20 protein-coding genes are annotated in these 22,592 nt (G+C 50.4%); 2 read left to right on the top strand and 18 right to left on the bottom strand.

Translation table 11 applies throughout. The annotated features are described in order from the left end of the window. Positions 1 to 34: 34 nt before the first annotated feature. Positions 35 to 1,510 (top strand): carboxylesterase family protein, encoded by a 1,476-nt coding sequence (locus MKY82_RS03890; RefSeq protein WP_339295525.1) that lies wholly within the window; start codon positions 35 to 37, stop codon positions 1,508 to 1,510. Then, positions 1,510 to 2,277 carry a sulfite exporter TauE/SafE family protein gene (locus tag MKY82_RS03885; protein WP_339295524.1) on the top strand — a complete coding sequence of 256 codons (768 nt, stop codon included), beginning with the start codon at positions 1,510 to 1,512 and terminating at the stop codon, positions 2,275 to 2,277. The genes MKY82_RS03890 and MKY82_RS03885 overlap by 1 nt, the downstream gene beginning before the upstream one ends. 110 nt (positions 2,278 to 2,387) lie before the next feature. On the opposite strand, the gene cydC is transcribed toward MKY82_RS03885, so the two are convergent. The 18 genes from cydC to coxB form a co-directional block, all read right to left on the bottom strand. After that, a complete protein-coding gene (cydC, locus tag MKY82_RS03880; RefSeq protein ID WP_339295523.1) occupies positions 2,388 to 4,112 on the bottom strand; it encodes a thiol reductant ABC exporter subunit CydC in 1,725 nt (574 codons plus the stop codon). After that, positions 4,109 to 5,929 carry a thiol reductant ABC exporter subunit CydD gene (gene cydD / locus MKY82_RS03875; RefSeq protein WP_339295522.1) on the bottom strand — a complete coding sequence of 607 codons (1,821 nt, stop codon included), beginning with the start codon at positions 5,927 to 5,929 and terminating at the stop codon, positions 4,109 to 4,111. The genes cydC and cydD overlap by 4 nt, the downstream gene beginning before the upstream one ends. Positions 5,930 to 5,995: 66 nt before the next feature. Beyond that, on the bottom strand, positions 5,996 to 7,012 hold the full coding sequence (locus MKY82_RS03870; RefSeq protein ID WP_220686623.1) for a cytochrome d ubiquinol oxidase subunit II: 1,017 nt from the start codon (positions 7,010 to 7,012) through the stop codon (positions 5,996 to 5,998). Next, a complete protein-coding gene (locus tag MKY82_RS03865; RefSeq protein ID WP_339295521.1) occupies positions 7,009 to 8,367 on the bottom strand; it encodes a cytochrome ubiquinol oxidase subunit I in 1,359 nt (452 codons plus the stop codon). The genes MKY82_RS03870 and MKY82_RS03865 overlap by 4 nt, the downstream gene beginning before the upstream one ends. Before the next feature lie 380 nt (positions 8,368 to 8,747). Continuing rightward, positions 8,748 to 9,755: a LacI family DNA-binding transcriptional regulator gene (locus MKY82_RS03860; RefSeq protein ID WP_339295520.1), complete on the bottom strand. Its 1,008-nt coding sequence runs from the start codon at positions 9,753 to 9,755 to the stop codon at positions 8,748 to 8,750. A 366-nt stretch (positions 9,756 to 10,121) separates the two neighbouring features. Then, complete coding sequence (locus MKY82_RS03855) at positions 10,122 to 11,336, bottom strand: TraB/GumN family protein (protein WP_194540820.1); 1,215 nt, start codon at positions 11,334 to 11,336, stop codon at positions 10,122 to 10,124. Between the two features lie 120 nt (positions 11,337 to 11,456). Continuing rightward, positions 11,457 to 11,639, bottom strand: a complete 183-nt coding sequence (locus MKY82_RS03850) for a hypothetical protein (RefSeq protein WP_071221967.1) — start codon at positions 11,637 to 11,639, stop codon at positions 11,457 to 11,459. An 80-nt stretch (positions 11,640 to 11,719) separates the two neighbouring features. After that, positions 11,720 to 13,024, bottom strand: a complete 1,305-nt coding sequence (locus tag MKY82_RS03845; RefSeq protein ID WP_194540818.1) for an ABC transporter permease — start codon at positions 13,022 to 13,024, stop codon at positions 11,720 to 11,722. Continuing rightward, a complete protein-coding gene (locus MKY82_RS03840; protein WP_216532620.1) occupies positions 13,017 to 13,919 on the bottom strand; it encodes an ABC transporter ATP-binding protein in 903 nt (300 codons plus the stop codon). The genes MKY82_RS03845 and MKY82_RS03840 overlap by 8 nt, the downstream gene beginning before the upstream one ends. A 21-nt stretch (positions 13,920 to 13,940) precedes the next feature. Further along, positions 13,941 to 14,843, bottom strand: coding sequence for an ABC transporter ATP-binding protein (locus MKY82_RS03835; RefSeq protein WP_194540816.1), 903 nt, complete (start codon positions 14,841 to 14,843; stop codon positions 13,941 to 13,943). Between the two features lie 6 nt (positions 14,844 to 14,849). Continuing rightward, the gene (locus tag MKY82_RS03830) at positions 14,850 to 15,251 is read right to left on the bottom strand and encodes a GntR family transcriptional regulator (RefSeq protein ID WP_194540815.1); all 402 of its coding nucleotides are present in this window, start codon (positions 15,249 to 15,251) and stop codon (positions 14,850 to 14,852) included. Positions 15,252 to 15,326: 75 nt separating this feature from the next. Next, positions 15,327 to 16,052 (bottom strand): hypothetical protein, encoded by a 726-nt coding sequence (locus MKY82_RS03825; RefSeq protein WP_194540814.1) that lies wholly within the window; start codon positions 16,050 to 16,052, stop codon positions 15,327 to 15,329. A gap of 1,108 nt (positions 16,053 to 17,160) precedes the next feature. Continuing rightward, on the bottom strand, positions 17,161 to 17,625 hold the full coding sequence (locus tag MKY82_RS03820) for a DUF420 domain-containing protein (protein ID WP_098741840.1): 465 nt from the start codon (positions 17,623 to 17,625) through the stop codon (positions 17,161 to 17,163). Positions 17,626 to 17,649: 24 nt separating this feature from the next. Then, on the bottom strand, positions 17,650 to 18,558 hold the full coding sequence (gene ctaG / locus MKY82_RS03815; RefSeq protein ID WP_194540813.1) for a cytochrome c oxidase assembly factor CtaG: 909 nt from the start codon (positions 18,556 to 18,558) through the stop codon (positions 17,650 to 17,652). 99 nt (positions 18,559 to 18,657) lie between these two features. Next, a complete protein-coding gene (locus MKY82_RS03810) occupies positions 18,658 to 18,981 on the bottom strand; it encodes a cytochrome C oxidase subunit IV family protein (protein ID WP_071222061.1) in 324 nt (107 codons plus the stop codon). A 3-nt stretch (positions 18,982 to 18,984) separates the two neighbouring features. Continuing rightward, positions 18,985 to 19,605 carry a cytochrome (ubi)quinol oxidase subunit III gene (locus MKY82_RS03805; protein WP_009590523.1) on the bottom strand — a complete coding sequence of 207 codons (621 nt, stop codon included), beginning with the start codon at positions 19,603 to 19,605 and terminating at the stop codon, positions 18,985 to 18,987. Further along, positions 19,602 to 21,500 (bottom strand): cytochrome c oxidase subunit I, encoded by a 1,899-nt coding sequence (ctaD, locus tag MKY82_RS03800; protein WP_194540812.1) that lies wholly within the window; start codon positions 21,498 to 21,500, stop codon positions 19,602 to 19,604. Before ctaD ends, MKY82_RS03805 begins: the two co-directional genes overlap by 4 nt. 35 nt (positions 21,501 to 21,535) lie before the next feature. Beyond that, positions 21,536 to 22,585, bottom strand: a complete 1,050-nt coding sequence (gene coxB, locus MKY82_RS03795) for a cytochrome c oxidase subunit II (RefSeq protein WP_100540082.1) — start codon at positions 22,583 to 22,585, stop codon at positions 21,536 to 21,538. Positions 22,586 to 22,592: the final 7 nt, after the last annotated feature.

The raw sequence follows: 22,592 nt of genomic DNA, 5'->3' as shown, positions 1-22,592 counted from the left end.
TAATCTCATCTTGTAAGGATAGGAGACGATCGAATTGATCGTACAGACATTATCAGGAACAGTTGAAGGCGAAAATTTAAACGGTGCGTATGTATTCCGGGGCATCCCCTATGCGGCCCCGGCAGTCGGCAAGCGCAGATTCAAGCCTCCGGTCCCTCCGCAACCCTGGCCGGGCGTGCGGCCGTGCAAGCCATTCGGACCTATCGCACCGCAGAAGCATAATCCGCAAAGCGGCATGCCGAAGCTTGTACAGTCCGAAGATTGCCTAAACTTGAATGTGTGGACACCTGGCGCAGGCGATAAGTTAAAGCCTGTCATGGTCTATATCCATGGCGGGGGATTTATATCGGGCAATGGAGCGGAGTGCGACGGATTTCGCTATGCAGCCGAGGATGGAATCGTCTACGTATCGATCAATTATCGGCTCGGCGCATTAGGTTTCTTGTATTTGGGAGACCTGCTGGGCAAAGAATATGCAACCTCCGGTAACAATGGCATGCTGGATATTGCGGCCGCCCTCCAATGGGTTCAGTTGAATATTACCGCTTTCGGCGGCGACCCGTCGCGCGTAACCGTCATCGGCAATTCTGCCGGGGCCAAATGCACGGCCACCCTCTACGTGATGGAAGAGGCACAGGGCTTATTTCACCGGGCTATAGTCCAAAGCGGCGCAACGCAGTCGATACGGGATTGCCAAACCGCCAATGTCACGACTCTCCGGCTGCTAGAAGAGCTGGGGTTATCGCAAGCGCAGGCGCATCAGCTGCTTGAACTTCCTGCGGAGAGAATCATCGAAGCGCAATCGGCAATCGGCTCCAATACCTCGCGCAGCCTGCATATGTTCGGCCCGGTATCCGATGGCCATGTTATCCCCGTTGATCCCCTGGGGAGCCTAACCGGCAGCATCGGTCTGCCGCCGCTGCTGATCGGCACGAATGAGGATGAAGCAGCCATCTTCATTCAGGATGATCCCGTGCTTCAATCACCGGCCTTCGAGACGCTTGAACGATTCTTCGGAGCGAATGCCCCTGTCGCGTGGGATGCTTATGGTCGCTATAACCAATCGATGTCATCGAGTGATGCCTGGAACAAAGCGTTAACCGAGCATCTATATACGATTGGAGCGATGCAGTTCGCAGAAGCCGTGGCATCATCCGGAACATCGGTATGGATGTATCGGCTTCAATGCGGCGGCACGCTCGGCGCGATACACGGTTATGAAGGCAGTCTCATCCATGCTCAGTTAATCCGCAATCCCATGTCCGAAATGTCCAGCAATGAGGATCCATATGCTGTAGCAGCTGAGAGTTATGCACTGGCAACCGCCATGCGGGAAGCATGGGTTGCATTTATACAAAGCGGAGATCCGAATATCCATGCGCTGCCGGCTTGGCCCGTCTATGGAAGCGGACACGCCACCATGGTTCTGGACAAGCTTAGCTGCGTTCGCGATGACCTGCCGGTTCCGGCCGGGATCGGCGTTCCTCATCAGGTTTGGAGGATGGTCTGATGCAGTTGGTCGATATCGCCCTCGTTATGGTGCTGCTCGGACTCCTTCTCGGTTTTGTGGGTGCAGGCGGCTCAGGTTTCATTATATCCATCCTAACCGTCGTATTCGGTTATCCCATTCATACCGCGCTGGGTACCGCACTGGCGGCGATGTTCTTCTCGTCGCTTTCCGGTTCTGTCAGCCATTACCGGGAAGGGAACATGGCACTGAAGACAGGGGGCGTCGTCGGCTTGGCCGGTGCGGCAGGGGCATGGGTCAGCTCGGGCTGGTCCTCGCTTATTCCCGAGGATAAGCTGGGCTTCATGACATCCGGTATGCTGTTCGCCTCTGGACTAGCCTTATGGTTCAGGATGCTGTACGTTTCACGTCGATCGAAGACTTCCGGGGACTCTGTGATACCCGGCATCCATGACTTCCGATACTGGCTACAGGCACTGCTAATCGGACTCATAACCGGCGCCTTATCGGGGCTGTTCGGAATCGGCTCCACCCCGTTCATCCAGTTAGGGCTTATGCTGATTCTCGGCATGTCGATGCGTGTTGCCGCCGGCACGACCATGCTGGTCATTATGCCAATCGCACTGGCAGGAGGAGCCGGGTACTTCTCGATCGGGTACCTGGATGTTCAACTGCTCGCCGCTGTTGTGATCGGTACGATGTCCGGCTCGTATGTGGGGGCAAAGTTTACGAAGCGGGTACCCGTTATCTGGCTGAAAACCTGCATGGTCCTCACCCCCATGATGGGTGCCGCCATTCTATTGCTGTAGAGTTTGCCCAACTCGTCAGGGAGTTGAATGAGCAAATATGATCTCTAAGTGAATTGCTGCGCAATCTCCCAGTCATGACCTGACGAGCGTTTCCAGCGAACACATTCGTTTTATCCGTCTTCGCCGATCATTTGCAGCTCAATTTGTTTCATTTCATAAAAATATCCCTGCTGCTCCATCAGCTCTGAATACGTGCCCGCTTCAATAACCCTGCCTTGGTCCATGACCAAAATCCGGTCCATCTCTTCCAAGCCGGTCAGCCGATGGCAAATCAGAACAAGCGTATCATTAGCCGCTTGCGCCAGCAGCTGCCGAAAAACATGCTGCTCCGTAACGTAATCCAGTGAAGACGTCGGTTCGTCCAGCAGCCATAACCGTCCTTCTCGGAGCATCGCCCGGGCCAAGGCTAAGCGCTGCTTCTCTCCCTCCGATAAGTTCTCCCCCTTTTCATACACCCTATCGTCCAGGGACTTATTCGGCAGCTGCACTTTATCCAGTATATCCGACAACGCTTGATCGGAATGATGTTCCTCGTTCAGCAGCAGGTTGTCCCGAATGGTGCCCCGAAAGAAATGACTGTGCTGCAGCACAACCTTTGAGGCTTGCCAAATGCTCGCTTCATCCAGTTCCATAACCGAAGTATCATTTAAACGAATCTGGCCGTCAGTCGGCGTGCGCAGCTTGAGCAGCAATTCGATGAGGGTGGTTTTCCCTGATCCGCTCGGACCGACAATGGCGGTTTTAGATCCCGGTGGTAAGTAGAGGGATATGTCTTTCAGCGCTGGGCGCCATTCATCTTCATATTGAAAGGAAACACCGCTCAGCTCAATGGAAACGGCTTTCTCGATAGGCAGGACACCGCTTGGCTGCGGCGGCTGCTTATCTAGGGCGTGAACCGTTTCCGCAAGCCGAGCTGCCGCATGTTCGCTATCCAGCTTATAAGCAGGCAGTGTGGCCATTGGCGCAGCTTCTTCAAACACCGTAAGCGAAGCCATGACCAGCATGGCTAGAAATACGCCGGCAAGCGAGCCATCCATAATTAAGTAGGCGCCAAGAATCAGCACGCCCCATGAAATCAGATACGTTACAAAAACATGCAGCGATTGCCCGCGCAGCAAATGCCGGGCTGCCGCTTGCTGTTCCGCTGCCAATGCAGCGGAGGTACGCTGCAGCTGCCGCTCCCGCTTATTCAATTGCCCGTATACTTTCAAATCGCGGAATCCGTATAGCAGCTCGGTCACTTCTGTGGAAAGCGCCGCTCGTTCTTGGCGCACGCGGCCATGTATCCTTCTCTGTCCAAGGAGAACAAGTCCGGGAACCACAAAAGCCGTTGCCAGCATCCCCAGCACAAACAAACAGGCAATCCAGAATGAAAAGGCGGAAGTAAACAAAACCGTAGCCAGAAAAACCATAACAACAATGACAGGCGGATAGGCGACGCGCAAAAAGTAATGCTGTAAACTCTCCACATCCCCAACGATCCGTGCGAGCAGCTCTCCGCTCCGCTTTTTACCCAATATCCCCGGCGTCAAAGGAACCAGCTTGGCAAAAAAGGATGTCCGCAAACGGCTGAGCAGAGAGAATGTCGCCCGATGGGAATACAAGCGTTCCGCGTAGCGGCTTGCCGCCCGCAGCAGACCCAGTATTTTTACCAGGGACGTCAGCACAATCAAGGTATAAAGCGGCGGAGCAAATACAGTCTGGGAGATCACATACCCGCTTGCGGCAAAAAGGCATACACCTGCAATGCCGGCAACGAATCCTCCGAGGATGGCGATGGCAATATCCTTCCGTTCCTGAATCATCGCCTTGGTTAAAATAGCCAGCTCATTCATGCGAGTCCCCCTTTCCGCTGCGCATCCACCAGGTCAGCATATTGGGGCAGACGCGCTAGCAGCTCATCATGGCGCCCGCAGTCCAGCAGCGCTCCGTTGTCCATAAACAATATCCGATCGGCATGCCGTATCGTGTACAAGCGGTGCGCCACAGTAATCATGGTCGCCTTGCTTGCAAGCTCGGCAATGGACCGCTGCAGAACACGTTCGGTGTGCAGGTCCAATCCGACGGTGGGCTCATCAAACAATATAACAGAAGGCCGCTTCAAAAAAGCACGGGCCAGCGCCAGCCTTTGCTTCTCTCCGCCTGACAATCCCCGGCCTCCTTCGCCGACAAAGGTGTCATAGCCCTGCTCCAACTCGGCTGCAAGCGCAGCAAGTCCGGCGGCCTCCGCCGCCTGCACGACTTCTTCCTTGGTGACGTCCCTGCCCGCGCCAATCGCAATATTGTCGGCAAACGTGCCGGCAAAAATATACGGATGCTGGGTAATGTAGCTGATATGTTCAAACCATGAGGCTTCATCGTAATGCGCAAGCGGACGTCCGTTCACCAGTACTTCTCCCGACGTTGGCGCAAGCAGCCCGGTCATGAGATGCAGCAAGGTGGTTTTGCCGGATCCGCTTTTACCGACGATGGCGATTTGCTCCCCTGGCCTAAACGACATGGAGCCGGCAGCAAGCTCGAATGAATCCGTCCCATACCGAAACCGGACATCCCTCAGTTCGATGGTCGGCGGCATCCGAATCAAACCCAAATCGGCTGTCCCAGACTTATCCGTCATATCCATCGGATCGACCTGGTGTGTTTTGTCCTTTTTCCCGGCCTCCTCTTTCCCATCTGTCACTGCTCCTGCTTCCCTTGTTTCCGTAAGCATCTCCTCTACTTTTCGGACAGCCCCCATGCTGGTACGACCGCTGTGAAAGGCAGTTCCGGTGTTTTTTAACAGGCTGTAAAACTCGGGCACCAGCAGTAGAATCAAAAAGGCGGTGTGGAAGGAAAGCGACTTGAAAACCAGCAGCTGCAGCGCCAGCTCAAGCGCGACAACGCCAATGCTAAGCATGACGATGGATTCCAGCATGAAGGTGTTGGTAAACGCAATCCGTAAAATGCCCATCGTTGCATCCCGGTAGCCAAGGCTGCTGCGTTCAATTTCCTGCTGCTGATGATTCGTCCGTCCAAACAGCTTGAGCGAAACCAGCCCTTGAAGAGAGTCGAGAAACGTACCGGAAAACTCGGCCAGCTGTGCGAATTTCTCCTCTGATTTGTTCTTCGTTTTCAGACCCACAAGCACCATAAATATCGGGATAAAGGGAGCGGTAACCAGCATAATCAAGCCGGAGTTCATATGCTCCGTAAAAACAATGACCAGAATCAGGACAGGAATGATGGCGGCTTCTATCATACGCGGCATATATTGGCTGAAATAACTGTCCGCCTCGTCCACGGCATCCAGTGTTACACTGACTTTTCCGCCCGTTTGTCCACGAAGCGTTGAAGCTACGGAAGCGTTAGCCAGCTTTTGCAGCACCGCTGCTCGCATCTCCGTCTTGGCGCTGGCAGCCATGTGCAAGCCGATGATCCCGTTTCCATAAGACAGCAGCGTCCGCGCAGCCATCACGGCCAGCAATGCGCCAAGTATGGCAGCTACCGACGAAAAGGAAGCCCGCTGCACAAAAATCCGCTGAACCGCTTCGGCGAGCAGTGCGGCCTGGCCTGTCATGGCAGCACCGAGCGCAAGCGACATGAACCCCAAGAGTATCAGCCGTTTCCTTTGTGCGGACATTTGCTGGGATAACAGACTGGTTTTCCCCTTCAAAATAAACTCCCCTCCTTTTCACTAAACCGATGCAAGCACCCCTACATGAAGATACCCAAGCCCCGATTATTTTTTGCCTTTTACATAATCCGCATCAAACAGAAAGAGCCTGAAGACCAGTATAAGGGACGGAATCAGCAGGCATAGGCCGCCGATAAAGGCTGCCACAAGCGCAGCGCCCATCGACTCATGCGTGGCCCCGCTCTGAATGGTAATGTACGGATCCAGAATATAAGGATACTGCCCGATGCCATATGCAAAAAATGCACAGAAAAATTGCAGCATGACACAAATAAAAGCCAGTCCGTAGCGGCGTCCTTTGTACAGCAGCCATATGGCTGCCATGAAAAAACCGACGGAAGGCGCCAGCAGCCACCATAAATCCATCATGTTTTGAAAATGCCGCTCATTATGCTGACTGAGAAAAATAAATGCCGTGAGCGCGGCAATAATGGTGGGCGTACTCCAAAACAGGGCATATGTGCGCACCAGCTTTAGCGCTGGCTGATCGTCCGCCCGGGAGGCGTAAAAGGCCAGGAACGATCCGCTTATGAACAGCACCGATACGATGGCCAATGCAACGATGCTCCACGACAACGGACTGGTTATGAGCGTCCAATATTCCAAAGAAACAGCCCCGCCTCTATCCACAATAAAACCGCCTTCGGATAGCGTTAATGCGACCGACAAGGAAGCCGGAATCAGCAAACCTGTGGCCCCGTATAAAAACAGATACACGATGTTTTCTTTGGAGCCGTAATTTTCAAACGCATAAAAGGAGCCGCGGATTGCCAGCAGAATAATGGCGATGCTTCCCGGTATAAGCAGCGCAGAGCCATAATAATAGGCCGTGTCCGGGAAAAACCCGACGATGCCGATAAAGAAAAAGACAAAAAACACATTGGTAATTTCCCAGACCGGCGATAAATAACGGGATATCAATCGATTGATCAGGTGGTCCTGCTTCGTCAAACGGGCATAGAAGGCAAAAAAACCAGCGCCGAAATCAATGGAGGCTATAATTAAATAGCCGTATAAAAACAGCCAAAGGACGGAGATGCCTATCAACTCGTAATCGATCATACCGGCTCACCCTTTCCCGTGGAGTGTTTCTCTTTCACAATCTCGTCCAGCTCGGCTTCCGCCGGTTTATTACGGAACAACCGTCTTAGTACAAAGACACACATGGTCCCCAGCACAATATACAGCAGCAGGAAGAGGAAAAAGAGAATCCTCACATTCGGTGAAGTCGTAGCTGCCTCCTCTACGCGCATATATCCGCGGATTATCCACGGCTGCCGCCCGAGCTCCGCATAGAACCAGCCCATTTCAACGCCCAAAAATGCAAGGGGCGCACTAAAAACAATGGCCCGAAGCAGCCACTTGTTGAGCTCATTGCGTCTCTTCCAGAACAAAAACAGGAAATACAGGAACGCAACGGCCAACAGAACAAAACCGATCCCGGCCATGAAATCAAACAAATAGTGGACAAGCAGCGGCGGTCTTTCATCCAGCGGAAACTCCTCCAGCCCTTTTACCTCGGCATCAAAGTCTCCAAAGGCCAGGAAGCTGAGCGCTTTCGGAATATGAATGGCTCCCATGACCTTCTGCTCCGCATTAAGCCAGCCCAATAATATCAGATCTGCACCGCTTTCCGTTTCAAAATGCCATTCTGCGGCGGCCAGCTTCTCCGGCTGATGTTCTGCCAGAAACTTGGCCGACATATCCCCGGCTAAGGTTGTCAGCACGCTGAACACCAGAACAACCCCCATCATAAGTTTCAATGCTTTTTTGTAATATGCCGAGGCCCCTTTTCTCAGAATAACGTAGGCTGCGATACCCGCCAGCAGGGCAGCGCCCGTTAAATAGGCCGAGGTTAGTACATGGAATACTTTTGAAGGCGTCGCCGTATTCATCATCGCTTGCAGCGGGTTAACCGCCGTAAAGTGGCCTGCCTCCATGACAAAGCCTCCAGGCTGATTCATGAATCCGTTCACCGTCGTAATAAAAATTGCGGACATGCCTGCCCCGGCAACAATCGGAATCGTCAGCAGCCAATGCGTATACGGATTGCGGAACCGATCCCAGGTGTACATATAAATCCCCAGGAATATGGCTTCAAAAAAGAATGCAAAAACCTCCATAAATAACGGAAGCGCGATGACATTCCCCGCCACTTGCATAAAGTTCGGCCATACAAGCGCAAGCAGCAGGGAAATCGCTGTTCCAGTCACTACACCAACCGCCACCGAAATCACGAATCCTCGTGTCCACCTTTTGGCCATGAGCATGTAATGAGGATCCTTCTTACGTATACCAACGAACTCCGCAATGGCAATCATTAACGGAACACCGACGCCGACCGTGGCAAAAATGACATGAAACGCCAAGGTTAGCCCCGTCAGCCATTTGCTCCACAGCACCGTATCTATAACCACGAGATCCTGCCTCCTTTTAAACCCTGTTCATTCGTTTGTCGGGATTAACCCTAATAAGTACATACCCGATATTTAAACGTTATTATAACGAAGGAATATCACAAATGAATCACGAAAGCCTCTCGTTCAATAAACAATCGAATCTTTCCGACAACTCGGTGAAAATCAAGAAAATCACTCTATCGAGTCATTGTTCTATTAACCGATGTATGGTATTTGAAGCTGCTGGGGCATAAGCGGGCCGACGGCTTACGAATGCATTATGGTTTGTCGTCAACCATTCATGCTCATCTATTTATACAGTCGATAAAAAAGAAAAGTCCCCGTTAATTCGGGGACCAGGCACTCTTCGTTATTCCTATATAAGGATGTATTACTGTTTATTCAGGCGTGTCTTGCACAGGTCTAACCGTAGAGTCTCTCACGATGAGCTCAGGGTCAATTCGAACATTGCCCCCGCGTTCCATCGTTCCATCCATGCGCTTCAGCAGCATATCCGCTGCGGCAAGCCCAATCCGGTCAGCAGGCTGCCGGACCGTTGTCAAATGGGGGCGCAGCTTGGATGAGATATACTGATCGTCATAGCCGACAATGGCTACCTGTTCCGGAACCCGGATGCCTTCTTCCAAAAGAGCGTTCAGGACCCCGAGCGCGATATTGTCATCGCCTGCGAATACGGCGGTAGGAAGTCGTCCTTCCCGCAGCCATTTGCGGCAGACATCATAGCCAAAGTCGATTTCGAAATCGCCCGTAATCATTTCGAACGGCGCCAGGCGCTTTTCCTCAAGCGCCTGCAGAAAGCCGCTGCGACGTTCCCTCGTGCTGCGGAACATATCCTGCCCGCTGATATGCGCAATGGAGGTATGGCCGTGATCGAGCAGGTGCTTCGTTGCGGTATAGCCGCCTTTGTAGTTGTCTATGGTGACGGAATAAGCGTCATTATCCGGCTTCTGGTTGTCTATCAGGACATAAGGGATATTTCGGCGTTTCATTTCCACGATATAGTTGTCTTCTTCTAGCGGCGAGAGCAGAATCAGTCCGTCCACGCGGTCTTCCTGAATCAGATAATGGGCCTCGTCGGAGCCTATACCCGCAGAGACCGAAATGGCCAGGAAATAACCATGCAATGCCAGCACCTCATTCAGCTCCTTGACCACAGCGTCGAAGAAAGAGTCCTGAAGGGTAGTTACGATCAACCCAACGATTCCTGTCTTACCGCGTGCTAAACTCCGGGCAGCGGCATTGGGACGGTATTCAAGCTCCTTGATGGCTTCCAGAACCTTTAGTCTGTTCTTCTCTCGAACGGATTCAGCACCATTTAAGACACGTGAAACGGTCACGACGGACAGTCCTGATTTTTTTGCTACGTCAAATATACTAACCTTCATTGTTTATACTCCTTGCGGCATATTTTCCGTACGTTTACAAAACTTAACACTAGTATACATGTACGGGGCCTGGCCGCGAAGCTAATTTAACAAAAGCACCGCCCCTTTCGGGACGGTACGATAGTTTGCATTAACGTTTGATGATTTCCATGACTTTTTACTGAATCGTCGGCATCACTTCTTGACAGCGCCACCCACAACTCCTTCCGATGCTTTATTCCTTTGAACACTGGCCCACCCCCTCTACGATGGGCATAGATACAGATTCGGCATGCTTCCTGTTTCACAATTAAAAAACCTTCCAATGATCGAATAACGATCATTGGAAGGTTTTCATTTCCCCGAAGACCACAACCCTGCGGCTATCTATTTGCGAACGACAGTATAGCCTTTATCCTGCAGCAGCTTCACGATGCCATGCTCACCCAGATAGTGGGCTGCGCCAACCACGATGAAGTACTCTTCATTTTTGCCGTTTTTCAGGTATCCGTCGATTTTCTCGGCCATGCCGATGTTTCGGTCAATCAGCATCGCTTTATTGTATTCCTCGTCAACGGCCATGCTGTTGGTGAACTCCAGCAGTTCCTCATCATTGCCCGTCTTCCACATTTCACCTAATTGCTCGACACTGCCATCCAGTACATCGAAATTGTCCAAGACGATGTTGAGATTCTTCTCCTGCAACTCTTTAGAGAAGCCATTGAACATGCCCAGCTGCAATTCGTAGGATTCCAGCTCGATCACCGGAATTTTGCGCTCGATCGCTTTCTGGACGAAATACAGATCGATTCCTGCAGCCGCTTCGTATCCAGCCTTCACTGCTTTCAAGCTGCTGATCGTGGATTCCGCTACCCAAGGCTTGAATGCATCTAAGGCATTCGGCTGCATGCCGCTCTCCGTCAGGATTTTGCCGAGTTTGGCGTACGTCTCGCTGGTCACATGATCCTTGAGTGTTGTTCCATCTTTATACATCCCCATATCCATGATCAGCTGCTGCTGAGCTTCGTCAGCTGCTTTGCTGACATCAACCTCGACACCGAGATAGTCCGCTTCGGCAAAGGCTTCCTCAAACTCCGGACGCAGCGGGTAGAAGCTGTCATCCGCGATGTGCATGGAGCCTACCAGATAAACGGTATTCCCGTTGCTCTCCACTTCCCACATGAAGCCGCGGCCACCTGTTTGAGCGACCTCCGTTTCTTTGGAAACCAGCACAACGGTGCGAGTTTTCGCATCCCAGCTAACCTTATAACCCGCAGCGTCCCCAACAACCCGAATTGGCGCATACGTTACGCCATTGATTTGTTTCAGTTTGCTTTTCAGCGTAATGGTTTTGCCGTCCACAACCACATGGATCGTGTCATCTGCAGCATCCGTCAGTTTCACATCCATCGCCTGGAGCGTTGTTCTGAGCGGAACGAGCGTTGTGCCCTTATCTATAACCGGTGTGCCAAGCGAGTATTTAACTACTTCGTTATCCACTTTTACTGCTGGCTGCTGTGGAGCAGCCATGGCAGGCACTGCCGAAGCAAGCAAACCTACCGAAATCGTGAGTGACAATATCATTCTTTTCCAATTTTTCATTTATGTAGTCTCCTTTATGTTGGTGTAATCGGGTGCGATTAAGAATAGCCGTGCATCAAACTATTTATTTATGGGGTTATATTCGCCATACCGCTGTCGGTATGGCGCCCCCCATATCTTCTATTTCTTTGCTCCAGCAGCCCATAAGCCTGCTACAGCGATCACGGCAACTGCTCCCATTAATCCTTCTTGCATGGCATCCTTTAGCGCAGAACCTTCCGTGTTGAACATGAAGCCGAACAAAATCACGACTGCAGCAGCGCTTAAAAACATTAATAATTTCGAGCTAGTACTTTTGGTCATTTTAACAACCTCGCTATTAAGGATCAGTATCAGATTTAAAGACATCCATTAAAATTGAAAATCACTTGTACAGTTCGTGCTTACATCTTATAAGCTTTCATCGCTTTTCTAAGCTCCTTGAACGTAGGGCGTTTGCCGTACATCAAGACACCGGTACGATAGATTTTCGCTGCCAACCAGCCAAAGACGAGGATGGATACGATCAGGATCGCCAGTGAGAGCAGGATCTCCCACAATGGGATATCTCCAAGTCCGATGCGAACCAGAATCGTGGTCGGCGAGATGAACGGAATATAGCTGGATACCTTCATCAGCATCGAGTTCGGAGCGCTTAAGCTAAAGATCGCGATATAGAATGCCACCAGCGACAGCATCGTGATCGGCATAACCGCCTGCCCCAAATCCTCGGTACGACTGACGATCGAACCAATGGCCGCATAGAGCATCGCGTACAAGAAATAACCAAGGATGTAGAAGATTAAACCGAACACCAGAAGCATCGGGTCGATCGCCGTCAGGTCGAGATTCATGTCCTTCAATGTATCCATATTGTGCGGCAGCATCAGGTTCACGGCGGTTACAACACCGAATGCCGCGATCTGCGACAGTCCCAGCAGGAACATGCCAATAACCTTACCAAACATTTGGCTCAGCGGAGATACGCTTGTAATCAAAATCTCCATGATGCGGGAGCTCTTCTCTGTCGTTACTTCAGATGCGATCATGTTACCTGTTCCCATCAAAGTGAAGAAGAAGAGAATAATCAGTGCATACACGACAATGTAGTTAATAACCTCGGAAGCCCCTTCCTTCTCTCCGGAAGCTCCGCCCGCGTTACCCGTTTCTGTAGGATTGATACCCCGAGCATCAATCTGAACAGGCGTATTCAGCTCATTGATCTGCGCATCGGACAAATTAAGTCCGTCTACAATGCTGCGCGTCTTCGCCACTTGCAGAGCTGCTTGCAGGTTGGATTGCAGTTCCGGACTCATGGCCTCGTCTTCAGAGCTGTAGACCACCGTCGGGAACGCATTGCCTTCTTTTGCTTCAAATTTCAGATAACCTTCGATAACGCCATCTTTAATGTCTTTATTCAGAGCGGCTTCATCAGCCGTTTCATATTTTACAAATTCATAGGAAGTTGACGGCAGGTTACTCCAAGTGGTTTCCAGTTGTTCGGCAAGCATTTGCTCCTGTCCGTAAACCAGTCCGATGCGGGTGGTTTCTTCGGAGCCCGCCTTATCTCCGGTAAACATTTGAATCAGAAAAGGAAGATTGATCCCGATGGTAATAATGAGTGCAAATATCAAGGTCGAAACAAGAAAGGACTTCGTTCTTACTTTATTCATGAACGTAAATCGGATAACAGTCCACATATTATTCATTGGATTCACCTACCGCCTTTATGAAGATTTGATTGAGTGTCGGCTCCTTCACTTCAAACCGATGGATCGTGCTTTGCGACATGGCTGTATTCAAAATCTCTTGCGCTGCATCAACCTGGCTGATCCGGATGGAGTAGCCGTCCTCTGTCCGCTCCACAGCCGTTACGCCTGGCAGGGCTTCAAGACCACGGACTTCACCGGACGTACCGAGCACCACCTCTTCTCGAGGATACTTGGATTTGATATCCTTCAGGTTCCCCTTCACTACCGTATTGGAGCGATGCAGAATGGTAATGTTCTTACACAACTCCTCGACATGTTCCATCCGGTGGGTGGAGAACAGAATGCTCGTGCCTTTGTCGCGTAGTTCTTTTACCGTTGATTTCAGAAGTTCGACGTTCACCGGATCCAGACCGCTGAAGGCTTCGTCCAAAATCAGAATTTGCGGGTCATGAACAACCGCTGCGATAAAGCCCATTTTTTGCTGATTACCCTTAGACAGTTCTTCAATCTTCTTATCATAATAGTCAGGTACTTCAAACCGTTCCAGCCAATATTTCAGACTCTTATCCGCGTCTTTCGCGGACATGCCCCGCAGCTGTGCCAAGTAGGAAATCTGCTCGCTGACTTTCACTTTCGGGTATAACCCGCGCTCTTCCGGCAAGTAACCCATAATGTGACGCAGTTCTTTGTTATACGGCTTTCCGTTATATAGAATCGTTCCGTCATCCGGGTAGATCAACCCAAGCACCATCCGCATGGTGGTTGTTTTGCCGGCGCCGTTCGCGCCAAGCAGTCCGTAGATTTCACCTTCCTCAACCTGAAGCGAAATCCGGTTTACTGCCGTTTTGTCCGCATAAATCTTAACTACATTGTCTAATTGCAAGCGTTGCATATCGTAAAACCCCTCTCTATCCTAGTTCTGCACGTTGGCAGGAATGTTTCCGTCAATCCATAATCGAAGCACTTCATCCAGCTCCAGGGAACGGGTCTGAATAAACGGTATGCCTGCAGACTGCAGGATCTTCTCCACTTCCAAGCATTCCGTGGTTATAAAAGAAATCGTTGTTGCTGTCTCTTGTTTGTAACTCAGAATACCCGGCAGCTCCTCCACAATGGAGGCATCCCCTTGTATCCAGCACTCCTTCCAGTTATCCAGCAGCGAGTCCTTCTCCACCATGCCCAGCAGCTTCCCATGATGAATGAGAATGACGTAATCCGCCAGCCGCCGGATTTCATCCACAACATGGGTTGAGAGTACGATCGTTGTATCCATGGACTTCATTACTTTGTGCAGCTGGTCGATCATCAGCTTCCAAGCGAAAGGATCGAGACCGGAAGAAGGTTCATCCAGCAGCAAGAACTTGGGCCTTGGTGCAAGTGCAGCGGCGATCTCGAACTTGCGTCGTTCCCCTTTGGACATCTTGCGCAGTTTTACGCCTCGCGGGACATCAAACCGGGATAGCAGCTCATCGAAAAAATAACCGTCCCAAGTGTCATACCAGGATGCGCGAAAGCTGGCCGCTTCATCTACCGTCAAATGCTGCTCCTCTACACTCAACTGTTCAGGAACAAATCCCATTTGTTTACGGATCGAGACCGGAAGCTCTCCCCGGTAAGACTCGCCGAACCAGGTGATCTCCCCTTCGTCCGGAAACACGGTCTGCATCATCATGTTCAGCAGCGTGCTTTTTCCCGAGCCGTTAGGCCCCACCAGGGCAACAATATATCCTTGAGGAATCGACAATTCGATCGGGCCGATGGTTTTCGTTCTCCGTCGTTTAATGACATTACGAAATTCAATGATATGTGGTTCCATGACGTGTTAACGACCTCCTTTTGCATCGAGTACTTCCCGAATCACTTCCATGAACAGTTCCTTCAATTCATCCTCGTTAAACTGAACGGCAAGCCCTTTTTCGACTGCTATTCTTAACGCCTCAATAACCGCATCGCGTTTATACTGTTCACGGGCCTGATCCCCGACGCCGGCCACAAAGGTTCCCGTACCTTGTCTCGTTCGCAGCAGCCCTTCATTCTCAAGATCCTGATACACCCTGCGTACCGTAATGACACTACAGTTCAGATTCCCGGCAAATTCCCTAATGGACGGCAATAACGTTCCCTCCTCAATCTGACCGCTAATAATGAGTGAGCGCAGCTGTGTTTCAATCTGGTGATATAAAGGCTCTGCGCTATTTTCATTGATCTGAATCGGAATTCGCACCTTTTATCACCTCGCTTTTCTCCTGTGCATAAACCCGTGCTATTGCGATTCCATACGGATTCATCTTCATATCCTTCATGATAAGTCCCTGGTCTGCTGCCGAATGTAGGTTATTTTGCTTATAAGGAGCATAGATGCCAGTCCAACCATCAGCGATCCCCACATGACCGGAGATAGCAGGCCCCATTTGATGGAGGCTCTCACAACGAACTCGAAAACGCTGTAACCCAGCAAGCTAAGCATAACGGCCGTTCCGGAGGTGATCACCATCACCAGAAGGGTAATCCCGAAGTACTTCTTACCGCTGCACATATTCTCCCAGTAAATATAGGGTCCTGTTATTAAAAATCCGATGCCCATCCAGGTCAGTATAAATGCAATATAGCTCGGGATATCCATCGCGGTTCTAATATGATTGCCTATCGCATAAATGACTCCAAATAATACGATGCCGTTTATGATGAAAGCGATCAGCGAGTTTATGATCCGGCTTACGAAGATGGCCGAGGCAGGTACCGGTAGACTCCGGTAAAAATACAGCATCCGGGTGTATGAATCCTCGTTCAGATACCGGAAAGACCTCCTGCTAAAAAGGAATCCCAGCAACGGAGCGTAGAATACCAATAGAAAGTCAATCAGTGGATTGATGTACTCATCCAAATGTTCAAACTGGTTGTCAATGATAACGCTGGTGGCAAACCCCATATACACCATAAACATTATGTTCCATACAATTTGCAGCTTGTCGCTAGCGAAGTCTTTCTTAACGATCTTCATCGCATTATGGAGAACTTGTTGCAATCCAGCTCACCCTTTCATGTCTTCATATATTCATTTCGTTATCATCGCAGTTAAGTTTCACTGTGCTTAGTGTGATTACTGTGCTCACTGTGTATATCTTTATACACAGTATATAGTGTGTATATAAACAGTGTCAATAGAAGTTGTAAAATTTTATGATTTCCTGGTTTCAACAGCGACCGGAGCGGATATACTCCCCCACCCTGCCCTCACACTCTCTAAACACCTGTCCGAGGCTTCCTGACGGATGTCACTCCCACAAGGCGGCTCATTCAAGAGCTTCCCTGTACCAGGGGAGTGTAGCCGCGGAGGAGACCTGGCGTTCGCCTTTGAAACCGGGAAACATCCACCTCGGCTAATCCCAGTTCCCTGGTTTCAACAGCGACCGGAGCGGATATACTCCCCCACCCTGCCCTCACACTCTCTAAACACCTGTCCGAGGCTTCCTGACGGGTATCACTTCCCATGGCGGCTCATTCAAGAGCTTCCCTGTACCAGGGGAGTGTAGCCGTGGAGGAGACCTGGCGTTCGCCTTTGAAACCGGGAAACATCCATCTCGTCTAATCCCAGTTTTCTGGTTTCAACAGCGACCGGAGCGGATACACTCCCCCTCCCTGCCCTCTCACTCTCTAAACACCTGTCCGAGGCTTCCTGACGGGTGTCACTACCCCATGGCGGCTCATTCAAGAGCTTCCTGCACAAGGGGAGTGTAGCCGTGGAGGAGACCTGGCGTTCGCCTTTGAAACCGGGAAACGTCCATCTCATCTAATCCCAGTTTCCTGGTTTCAACAGCGACCGGAGCGGATATACTCCCCCACCCTGCCCTCACACTCTCTAAACACCTGTCCGAGGCTTCCTGACGGGTGTCACTACCCCATGGCGGCTCATTCAAGAGCTTCCTGCACAAGGGGAGTGTAGCCGCGGAGGAGACCTGGCGTTCGCCTTTGAAACCGGGAAACATCCATCTCGTCTAATCCCAGTTTCCTGGTTTCAACAGCGACCGGAGCGGATACACTCCCCCTCACCATACCCACAATTCTCTTGAATGCGCCTCCCCGCGCAAACAAAAAACACCCGCCAGATTCCTCTGACGGGTGTTCTCCCACGCTTACATTCCAAATATCACTTTCCATACAGGCTGGGTATGCCCGCCCGGATATAACAGGTACAGCAAGGTATACACGGCTACGCCGGTAATGGCGGTAAAGAACCAGATGATCGACGTGACTCTGCCCCATTTGCGGTGCTTGGAATACTTCTCCTTGAAGCCGAGGGTCAATGTCGTGATCCCGAATACCGCTGCGACGGTAGCCAGGACAATGTGGAAGACCAGGAATACCTGATAATACGGTTGCAGATCATCAGGTCCACCCCATGACGTGTTCCCGATGAATACGGTGCGCGAGGAATAGATGATAAAGAAGATGACGGCTGCGACGGCCGCCCAGATCATTACCTTTTTGTGGGCTTCGCGCTTCCCCTTAATGATAAGACCCCAGCCAATCGCTACCAACACGGCGCTGATGACAATAAACGTTGTACTGACCGTGGGAAATATAAAAAACCAATCCATATGGATCCCCCTTCAATAATCCCCTTACGCCTGATTGAGCTTGCCGGGAGGAATCTCGCTAGGCAAAGGATCGTCTTCCTGATTTTCTCGTTTGTACCAATGAAAGAACACATAGGCTAGCATCGAGGCAAAAATAATCTCTTGGAAAAACTTCATGATGATCCCGCCTACTCGCTGGTCAATCGCAGGCTCCAGATAACCGAAGAACTCAGGTCCGCCAAATTGGCTAAGCAATGCCGAGGTATCGCCAGCTACGCAGTATCCCATCGCCTTTGCCCATACCACCGGATCGCTGTACGTTGCGTACATGGGCTCGCTCGAGAATATAATGAGCGCACACGCCGGAGTTAACAATACCATGTTGAGAAAGATGTATCCCATTTTCAAAAGACCTGAGGACTTGTCCTTCTCCGGAATCGGGTTAATGATAGCCCACCACATCAACAGTGAGGCGATGAACAGGATTAAATAGTACAAGCGGTGCACCCAGAAGTTCAACATGACAAAGTCATGGATAACCGGGACGTGATAAAAAGAAAACAAACCGTTAAACAGAACCGCGGCAACGATCGGACGCGCAAGAAAACCGAGCTTCTTAAACGGGTTGACCTTATCGAAGGCACGCCACATCCAGACAGGAATACCCAGAATCAAGAGCGGCATCGCCATTAAATAGGACATGGCCATACTGACCATATGAAACGAGAACATCGTATGTCCCAGCAGTTCAATAGGTCCACCCTGCGCAAGATAGAACGTAAGCATACCGCCTACAAACAGCGCTTTCCTTCCTGCGGAAACCGGAGCGCTCCCTTCGAATCTACTGCTCAGCGGTCCGGTCAACAGGAAGTAGCCTGCTGTCACGAGCAGCATAAATGCCAGGAACAAGGGACTCCATTTATCTGCAAAACTAAAATATTCTAAGCCCAGCATGCAAAAACCTCCCCTAAACGGGTTAAATTCTGTCGAAATTGTGACACCTTCCTACGATTTAAAAAAAGAGGGGGCTGAAGAGCCCACCTCTTTTTCATTTTACCACCAAACCCAGAACAGTGCCATGACAATACAGGTACTAGCTACGAAGAAACCGCCAATCATAAATAGGATTGGCATCAGATGCCCTTTGTCCTTCAAGTGCATCCAGTAACCCATTTGCACGAACACCTGCAACACAGCCATAACCAGCAAAATGATGATCGTAAATGCTGTGTTGATGCCACCGGCTGCGACAGCCGCAAAAGCAATCGCAGTCAGGACGATCGAGAAAATAAAGACAACAATGTGTTTCTCAGGGCCTTCCACACGATGGCGGTGTTTTACTGTAGGCCCCTCATTAGATTGTTGATTCGCAGTCATTCCTTAGCCCACCTTTCCAAGAAGGTATACGACCGAGAAGATGAACACCCATACAACGTCGATAAAGTGCCAGTACATAGCAGAAACATATACCTTAGGTGCTGTAACTACGGTTAACCCTTTTCTGTACAGCTGAGCGATCAACAGGCTGATCCACACAACCCCGAACGCAACGTGGGCACCGTGGAAGCCAACCAGCGTATAGAATGCAGACGAGAATGCACTCGTCTTCATGTTAAACGATTCATGCACAACATATTCATAGAACTCATAAATTTCAAGGCCAAGGAACCCAAGACCCAGAACAACGGTTACGATCAGCCACAACTTCAGCTTCTCGATATTGTGACGGTGGAGCGCCTGAATAGCGAACACACTGGTCAAGGAACTGACAAGCAATATCAACGTTGCCGCTGCCGTAATCGGCAGCGAGAACAGCTCAGCTGCGGTTGGGCCTTCGTTGTTCTGTCCGCGAAGCGCCAGGAACGTTGCAAACAACGTACCGAAGAGCACGGCCTCACCACCGAGGAAGAGCCAGAAACCAAGAACCTTATTACGGCCTTCGAGTGTTGCCTTCTCCGGCTCGTGAGGAAGTTCGCCGTTTACATGTTCAGCGTGACTCATGCTTTACCCTCCCCTTCCAGTTCTTCAACTTCGATGTGATATCCATGATCATCGTACAGGGAACGAGCGATCATTGCCGCGAACGTAATCAGAAGACCAACAATCAGAACGATATATTTATTGAAGATTAAGCTCATAAACGAATTGGAGAAGTCCTCCGTGCTAAACATGAAACCAAGACCCGCGATAAACAGACCCAGTGACATCACAAACGGAAGGATGCTTGGCGAAGGCATGTGGATTGGACCAACCGGTTCGGATGGTGTCATCTCTTTATTGCCTGCCATCTTCTCTTTCCAATAAGCGTCAATGCCGCGAACAAGCGGAATTTGCTTAAAGTTGTACTCTGGCGGTGGAGAAGGAATACTCCACTCGAGTGTACGGCCATCTTCCCATGGATCGGCCGGAGCACCAACCGGTTTTCTCGAAGTGATCACAACGTTTGCCAAGAAGGCCAGAACGCCGATCCCCATCAAGATTGCGCCGATGGTACTGATAAAGTTAAGTTCGTCAAAATTCTGATTCGGCAGATAAGAGACAATCCGCCGCTGCATACCCAGCAATCCAAGGAAATGCTGTACGAAGAATGTCAAATGGAAGCCGATTGCGAACAACCAGAACGTCCATTTGCCAAGCGTTTCGTTCAATACCCGGCCGAACATTTTTGGCCACCAGTAGTGGAGTCCGGCAAACAAACCGAATACCAGACCACCAACGATAACGTAGTGGAAGTGAGCTACAACGAAATACGTATCATGGAACTGGAAGTCTGCCGGAGCAGATGCCAGCATGACGCCGGTAACTCCACCCATAACGAACGTCGGTACGAAACCGATCGCGAACAGGTTTGCACTGGTAAAGCGGATTTGACCACCCCACATCGTAAAGAGCCAGTTAAAGATTTTGATACCGGTAGGAACGGCGATCAGCATCGTTGCGATGGAGAAGAGCGCATTCGCTACAGGACCAAGACCTGTCGTAAACATATGGTGAGCCCAAACCATGAAGCCCAAGAAGGCGATCAGGATGGTTGCAAATACCATGGAGCTGTATCCGAACAAACGTTTACGAGAGAATGTCGGAATAACTTCTGAAATAATACCGAATGCCGGCAAAATCAGAATGTAGACTTCAGGGTGACCGAAGATCCAGAAAATATGCTGCCACAATACAGAGCTACCGCCAGCCGCAACATCAAAGAAATTGGCACCGAGCAAACGGTCAAAGCTAAGCAATACGAGACCTACCGTAATGGCAGGGAATGCGAACAGGATCATGGCCGATGTGATGAAAGCCGTCCATGTAAACATTGGCATTCTCATGAAGGACATTCCAGGTGCACGCATCGTTATGATGGTAGCCAGGAAGTTGATACCACCGATCAACGTACCCAGACCCGCAATCTGAAGACCTATGGTATAAAAGTCTACACCGTGCGTGGACGAGTAGTCATTTGTGGAAAGCGGTGTATAGGATGTCCAGCCCGCATCAGGCGCGCCGCCCATAATCCAGCTAAGATTGAGCAAAAGTCCACCGAACAAAAACGTCCAAAATCCAAGCGAGTTCAAAAATGGAAATGCGACGTCACGTGCACCGATCTGAAGCGGAATAACCGCGTTCATCAAGGCGAAGATAACTGGCATAACACCAAGGAAAATCATCGTCGTTCCGTGCATTGTAATCAATTCGTTAAATACTTGAGCCGATACCAGATCGTTCATCGGCTTGATCAGCTGCAAGCGAATCAGAATCGCTTCAATACCGCCAATCCCGAAGAAGAAGCCGCCCGCTATCAGGTATAATATCCCGATTTTCTTGTGGTCAACGGTTGTAAGCCAATCCATTAACCCCGTGTAGCGCTTGACGCTATGGCTTTGAGCATGAGCGTGAGCCAAGGTTTGTACCCCCTTTTAAAGTTCTTGCTGCTGTATTAATAATCCAACTTATAATTGGCCAAGTAATCGGCAATCTGCTCGATTTCCTCGTCACTGAAGCCGAGATCCTTCGGATTAGGCATCGTGTTGCCAGGTTTTACAGCCTGAGGCTCCATCAGCCATTCCACCAGGTTGTCTTTCGTAGGCTTCGTGCCTGGTTTGCCGCTTATGTCGTTCAGCAAGATACTCGCAATCGTCTCACGTGATCCAATGCCGGTCAGGTTAGGACCCATCGCTCCGCCTTGGTCGCCTACAGCGTGGCAAGAAAGGCAGTTGGTCTTGAATTTCTCGGCGAGTGCCGCATCCGCAGGAAGCACAGCAGGTTCTTTAAATGCCGCTACCCATTTGTCAAATGCCGCATCGTCAACCGCTTTCACCCGGAATTCCATGAAGCCGTGAGAAGGACCGCACAACTCTGCGCATTTACCAATGTATGTATCTGCTTTGTCAGCAACCAGAGTCATGTAGTTAACGCTGCCTTCTGTGTTTGTATCCATCTTGCCGCCGAGCGATGGTACCCAGAAGGAGTGAAGCACATCATTCGTTTTTAATTGGAAAGCAATTTTCTTGCCTACAGGAATAACCAGCTCTTGAGCGGTTCTTACGCCGTAGTCTGGATAATTAAACTCCCACCAGAACTGATGAGAAGTAACTTCCACCTTAACTGCATCTGGATTGTTCCAGTCGTTCTCTCCGTAAGCAAATACCTTTTGAATAGTAGGAACTGCAAGCACGAGTACCAAGAGCAGCGGAATCGCCGTCCAAATAATCTCCAACTTATGGTTACCTTCTACTTGCTCAGGAATTTCATCTTGTCCCTTCTTTCGACGGAATTTAACAAGCACGTATGCGGCGATTCCAAATACCACAACCATTACGACGATCATAATCGAAATGGAGAGCTTAATTAAATCCAGTTGACCTTGTGCTACCGGACCTTGTGGTCTTAAGACCGACAAATCCTCTCGGCCGCAGCCGGATAACACCAAAGCAAACATGGCCATCAAAGGAAGAAGACGCTTTACAGCCTGCCACCGTTTCATCATTGATCTA

Source organism: Paenibacillus sp. FSL W7-1279 (genome assembly GCF_037969845.1).
Classification (GTDB): Bacteria; Bacillota; Bacilli; order Paenibacillales; family Paenibacillaceae; genus Paenibacillus_AQ.
The sequence above is the reverse complement of the archived record's forward strand: the minus strand, read 5'-3'. Positions and strand labels throughout refer to the sequence as shown.

Coding starts and splice junctions, on each gene's coding strand:
- MKY82_RS03885 (WP_339295524.1), top strand. CDS start 1,510: ATGCAGTTGGTCGATATCGCCCTCGTTATGGTGCTGCTCGGACTCCTT.
- cydC (WP_339295523.1), bottom strand. CDS start 4,112: ATGAATGAGCTGGCTATTTTAACCAAGGCGATGATTCAGGAACGGAAG.
- MKY82_RS03870 (WP_220686623.1), bottom strand. CDS start 7,012: ATGATCGATTACGAGTTGATAGGCATCTCCGTCCTTTGGCTGTTTTTA.
- MKY82_RS03860 (WP_339295520.1), bottom strand. CDS start 9,755: ATGAAGGTTAGTATATTTGACGTAGCAAAAAAATCAGGACTGTCCGTC.
- MKY82_RS03855 (WP_194540820.1), bottom strand. CDS start 11,336: ATGAAAAATTGGAAAAGAATGATATTGTCACTCACGATTTCGGTAGGT.
- MKY82_RS03850 (WP_071221967.1), bottom strand. CDS start 11,639: ATGACCAAAAGTACTAGCTCGAAATTATTAATGTTTTTAAGCGCTGCT.
- MKY82_RS03845 (WP_194540818.1), bottom strand. CDS start 13,024: ATGAATAATATGTGGACTGTTATCCGATTTACGTTCATGAATAAAGTA.
- MKY82_RS03840 (WP_216532620.1), bottom strand. CDS start 13,919: ATGCAACGCTTGCAATTAGACAATGTAGTTAAGATTTATGCGGACAAA.
- MKY82_RS03835 (WP_194540816.1), bottom strand. CDS start 14,843: ATGGAACCACATATCATTGAATTTCGTAATGTCATTAAACGACGGAGA.
- MKY82_RS03820 (WP_098741840.1), bottom strand. CDS start 17,625: ATGGATTGGTTTTTTATATTTCCCACGGTCAGTACAACGTTTATTGTC.
- ctaG (WP_194540813.1), bottom strand. CDS start 18,558: ATGCTGGGCTTAGAATATTTTAGTTTTGCAGATAAATGGAGTCCCTTG.
- MKY82_RS03810 (WP_071222061.1), bottom strand. CDS start 18,981: ATGACTGCGAATCAACAATCTAATGAGGGGCCTACAGTAAAACACCGC.
- MKY82_RS03805 (WP_009590523.1), bottom strand. CDS start 19,605: ATGAGTCACGCTGAACATGTAAACGGCGAACTTCCTCACGAGCCGGAG.
- coxB (WP_100540082.1), bottom strand. CDS start 22,585: ATGATGAAACGGTGGCAGGCTGTAAAGCGTCTTCTTCCTTTGATGGCC.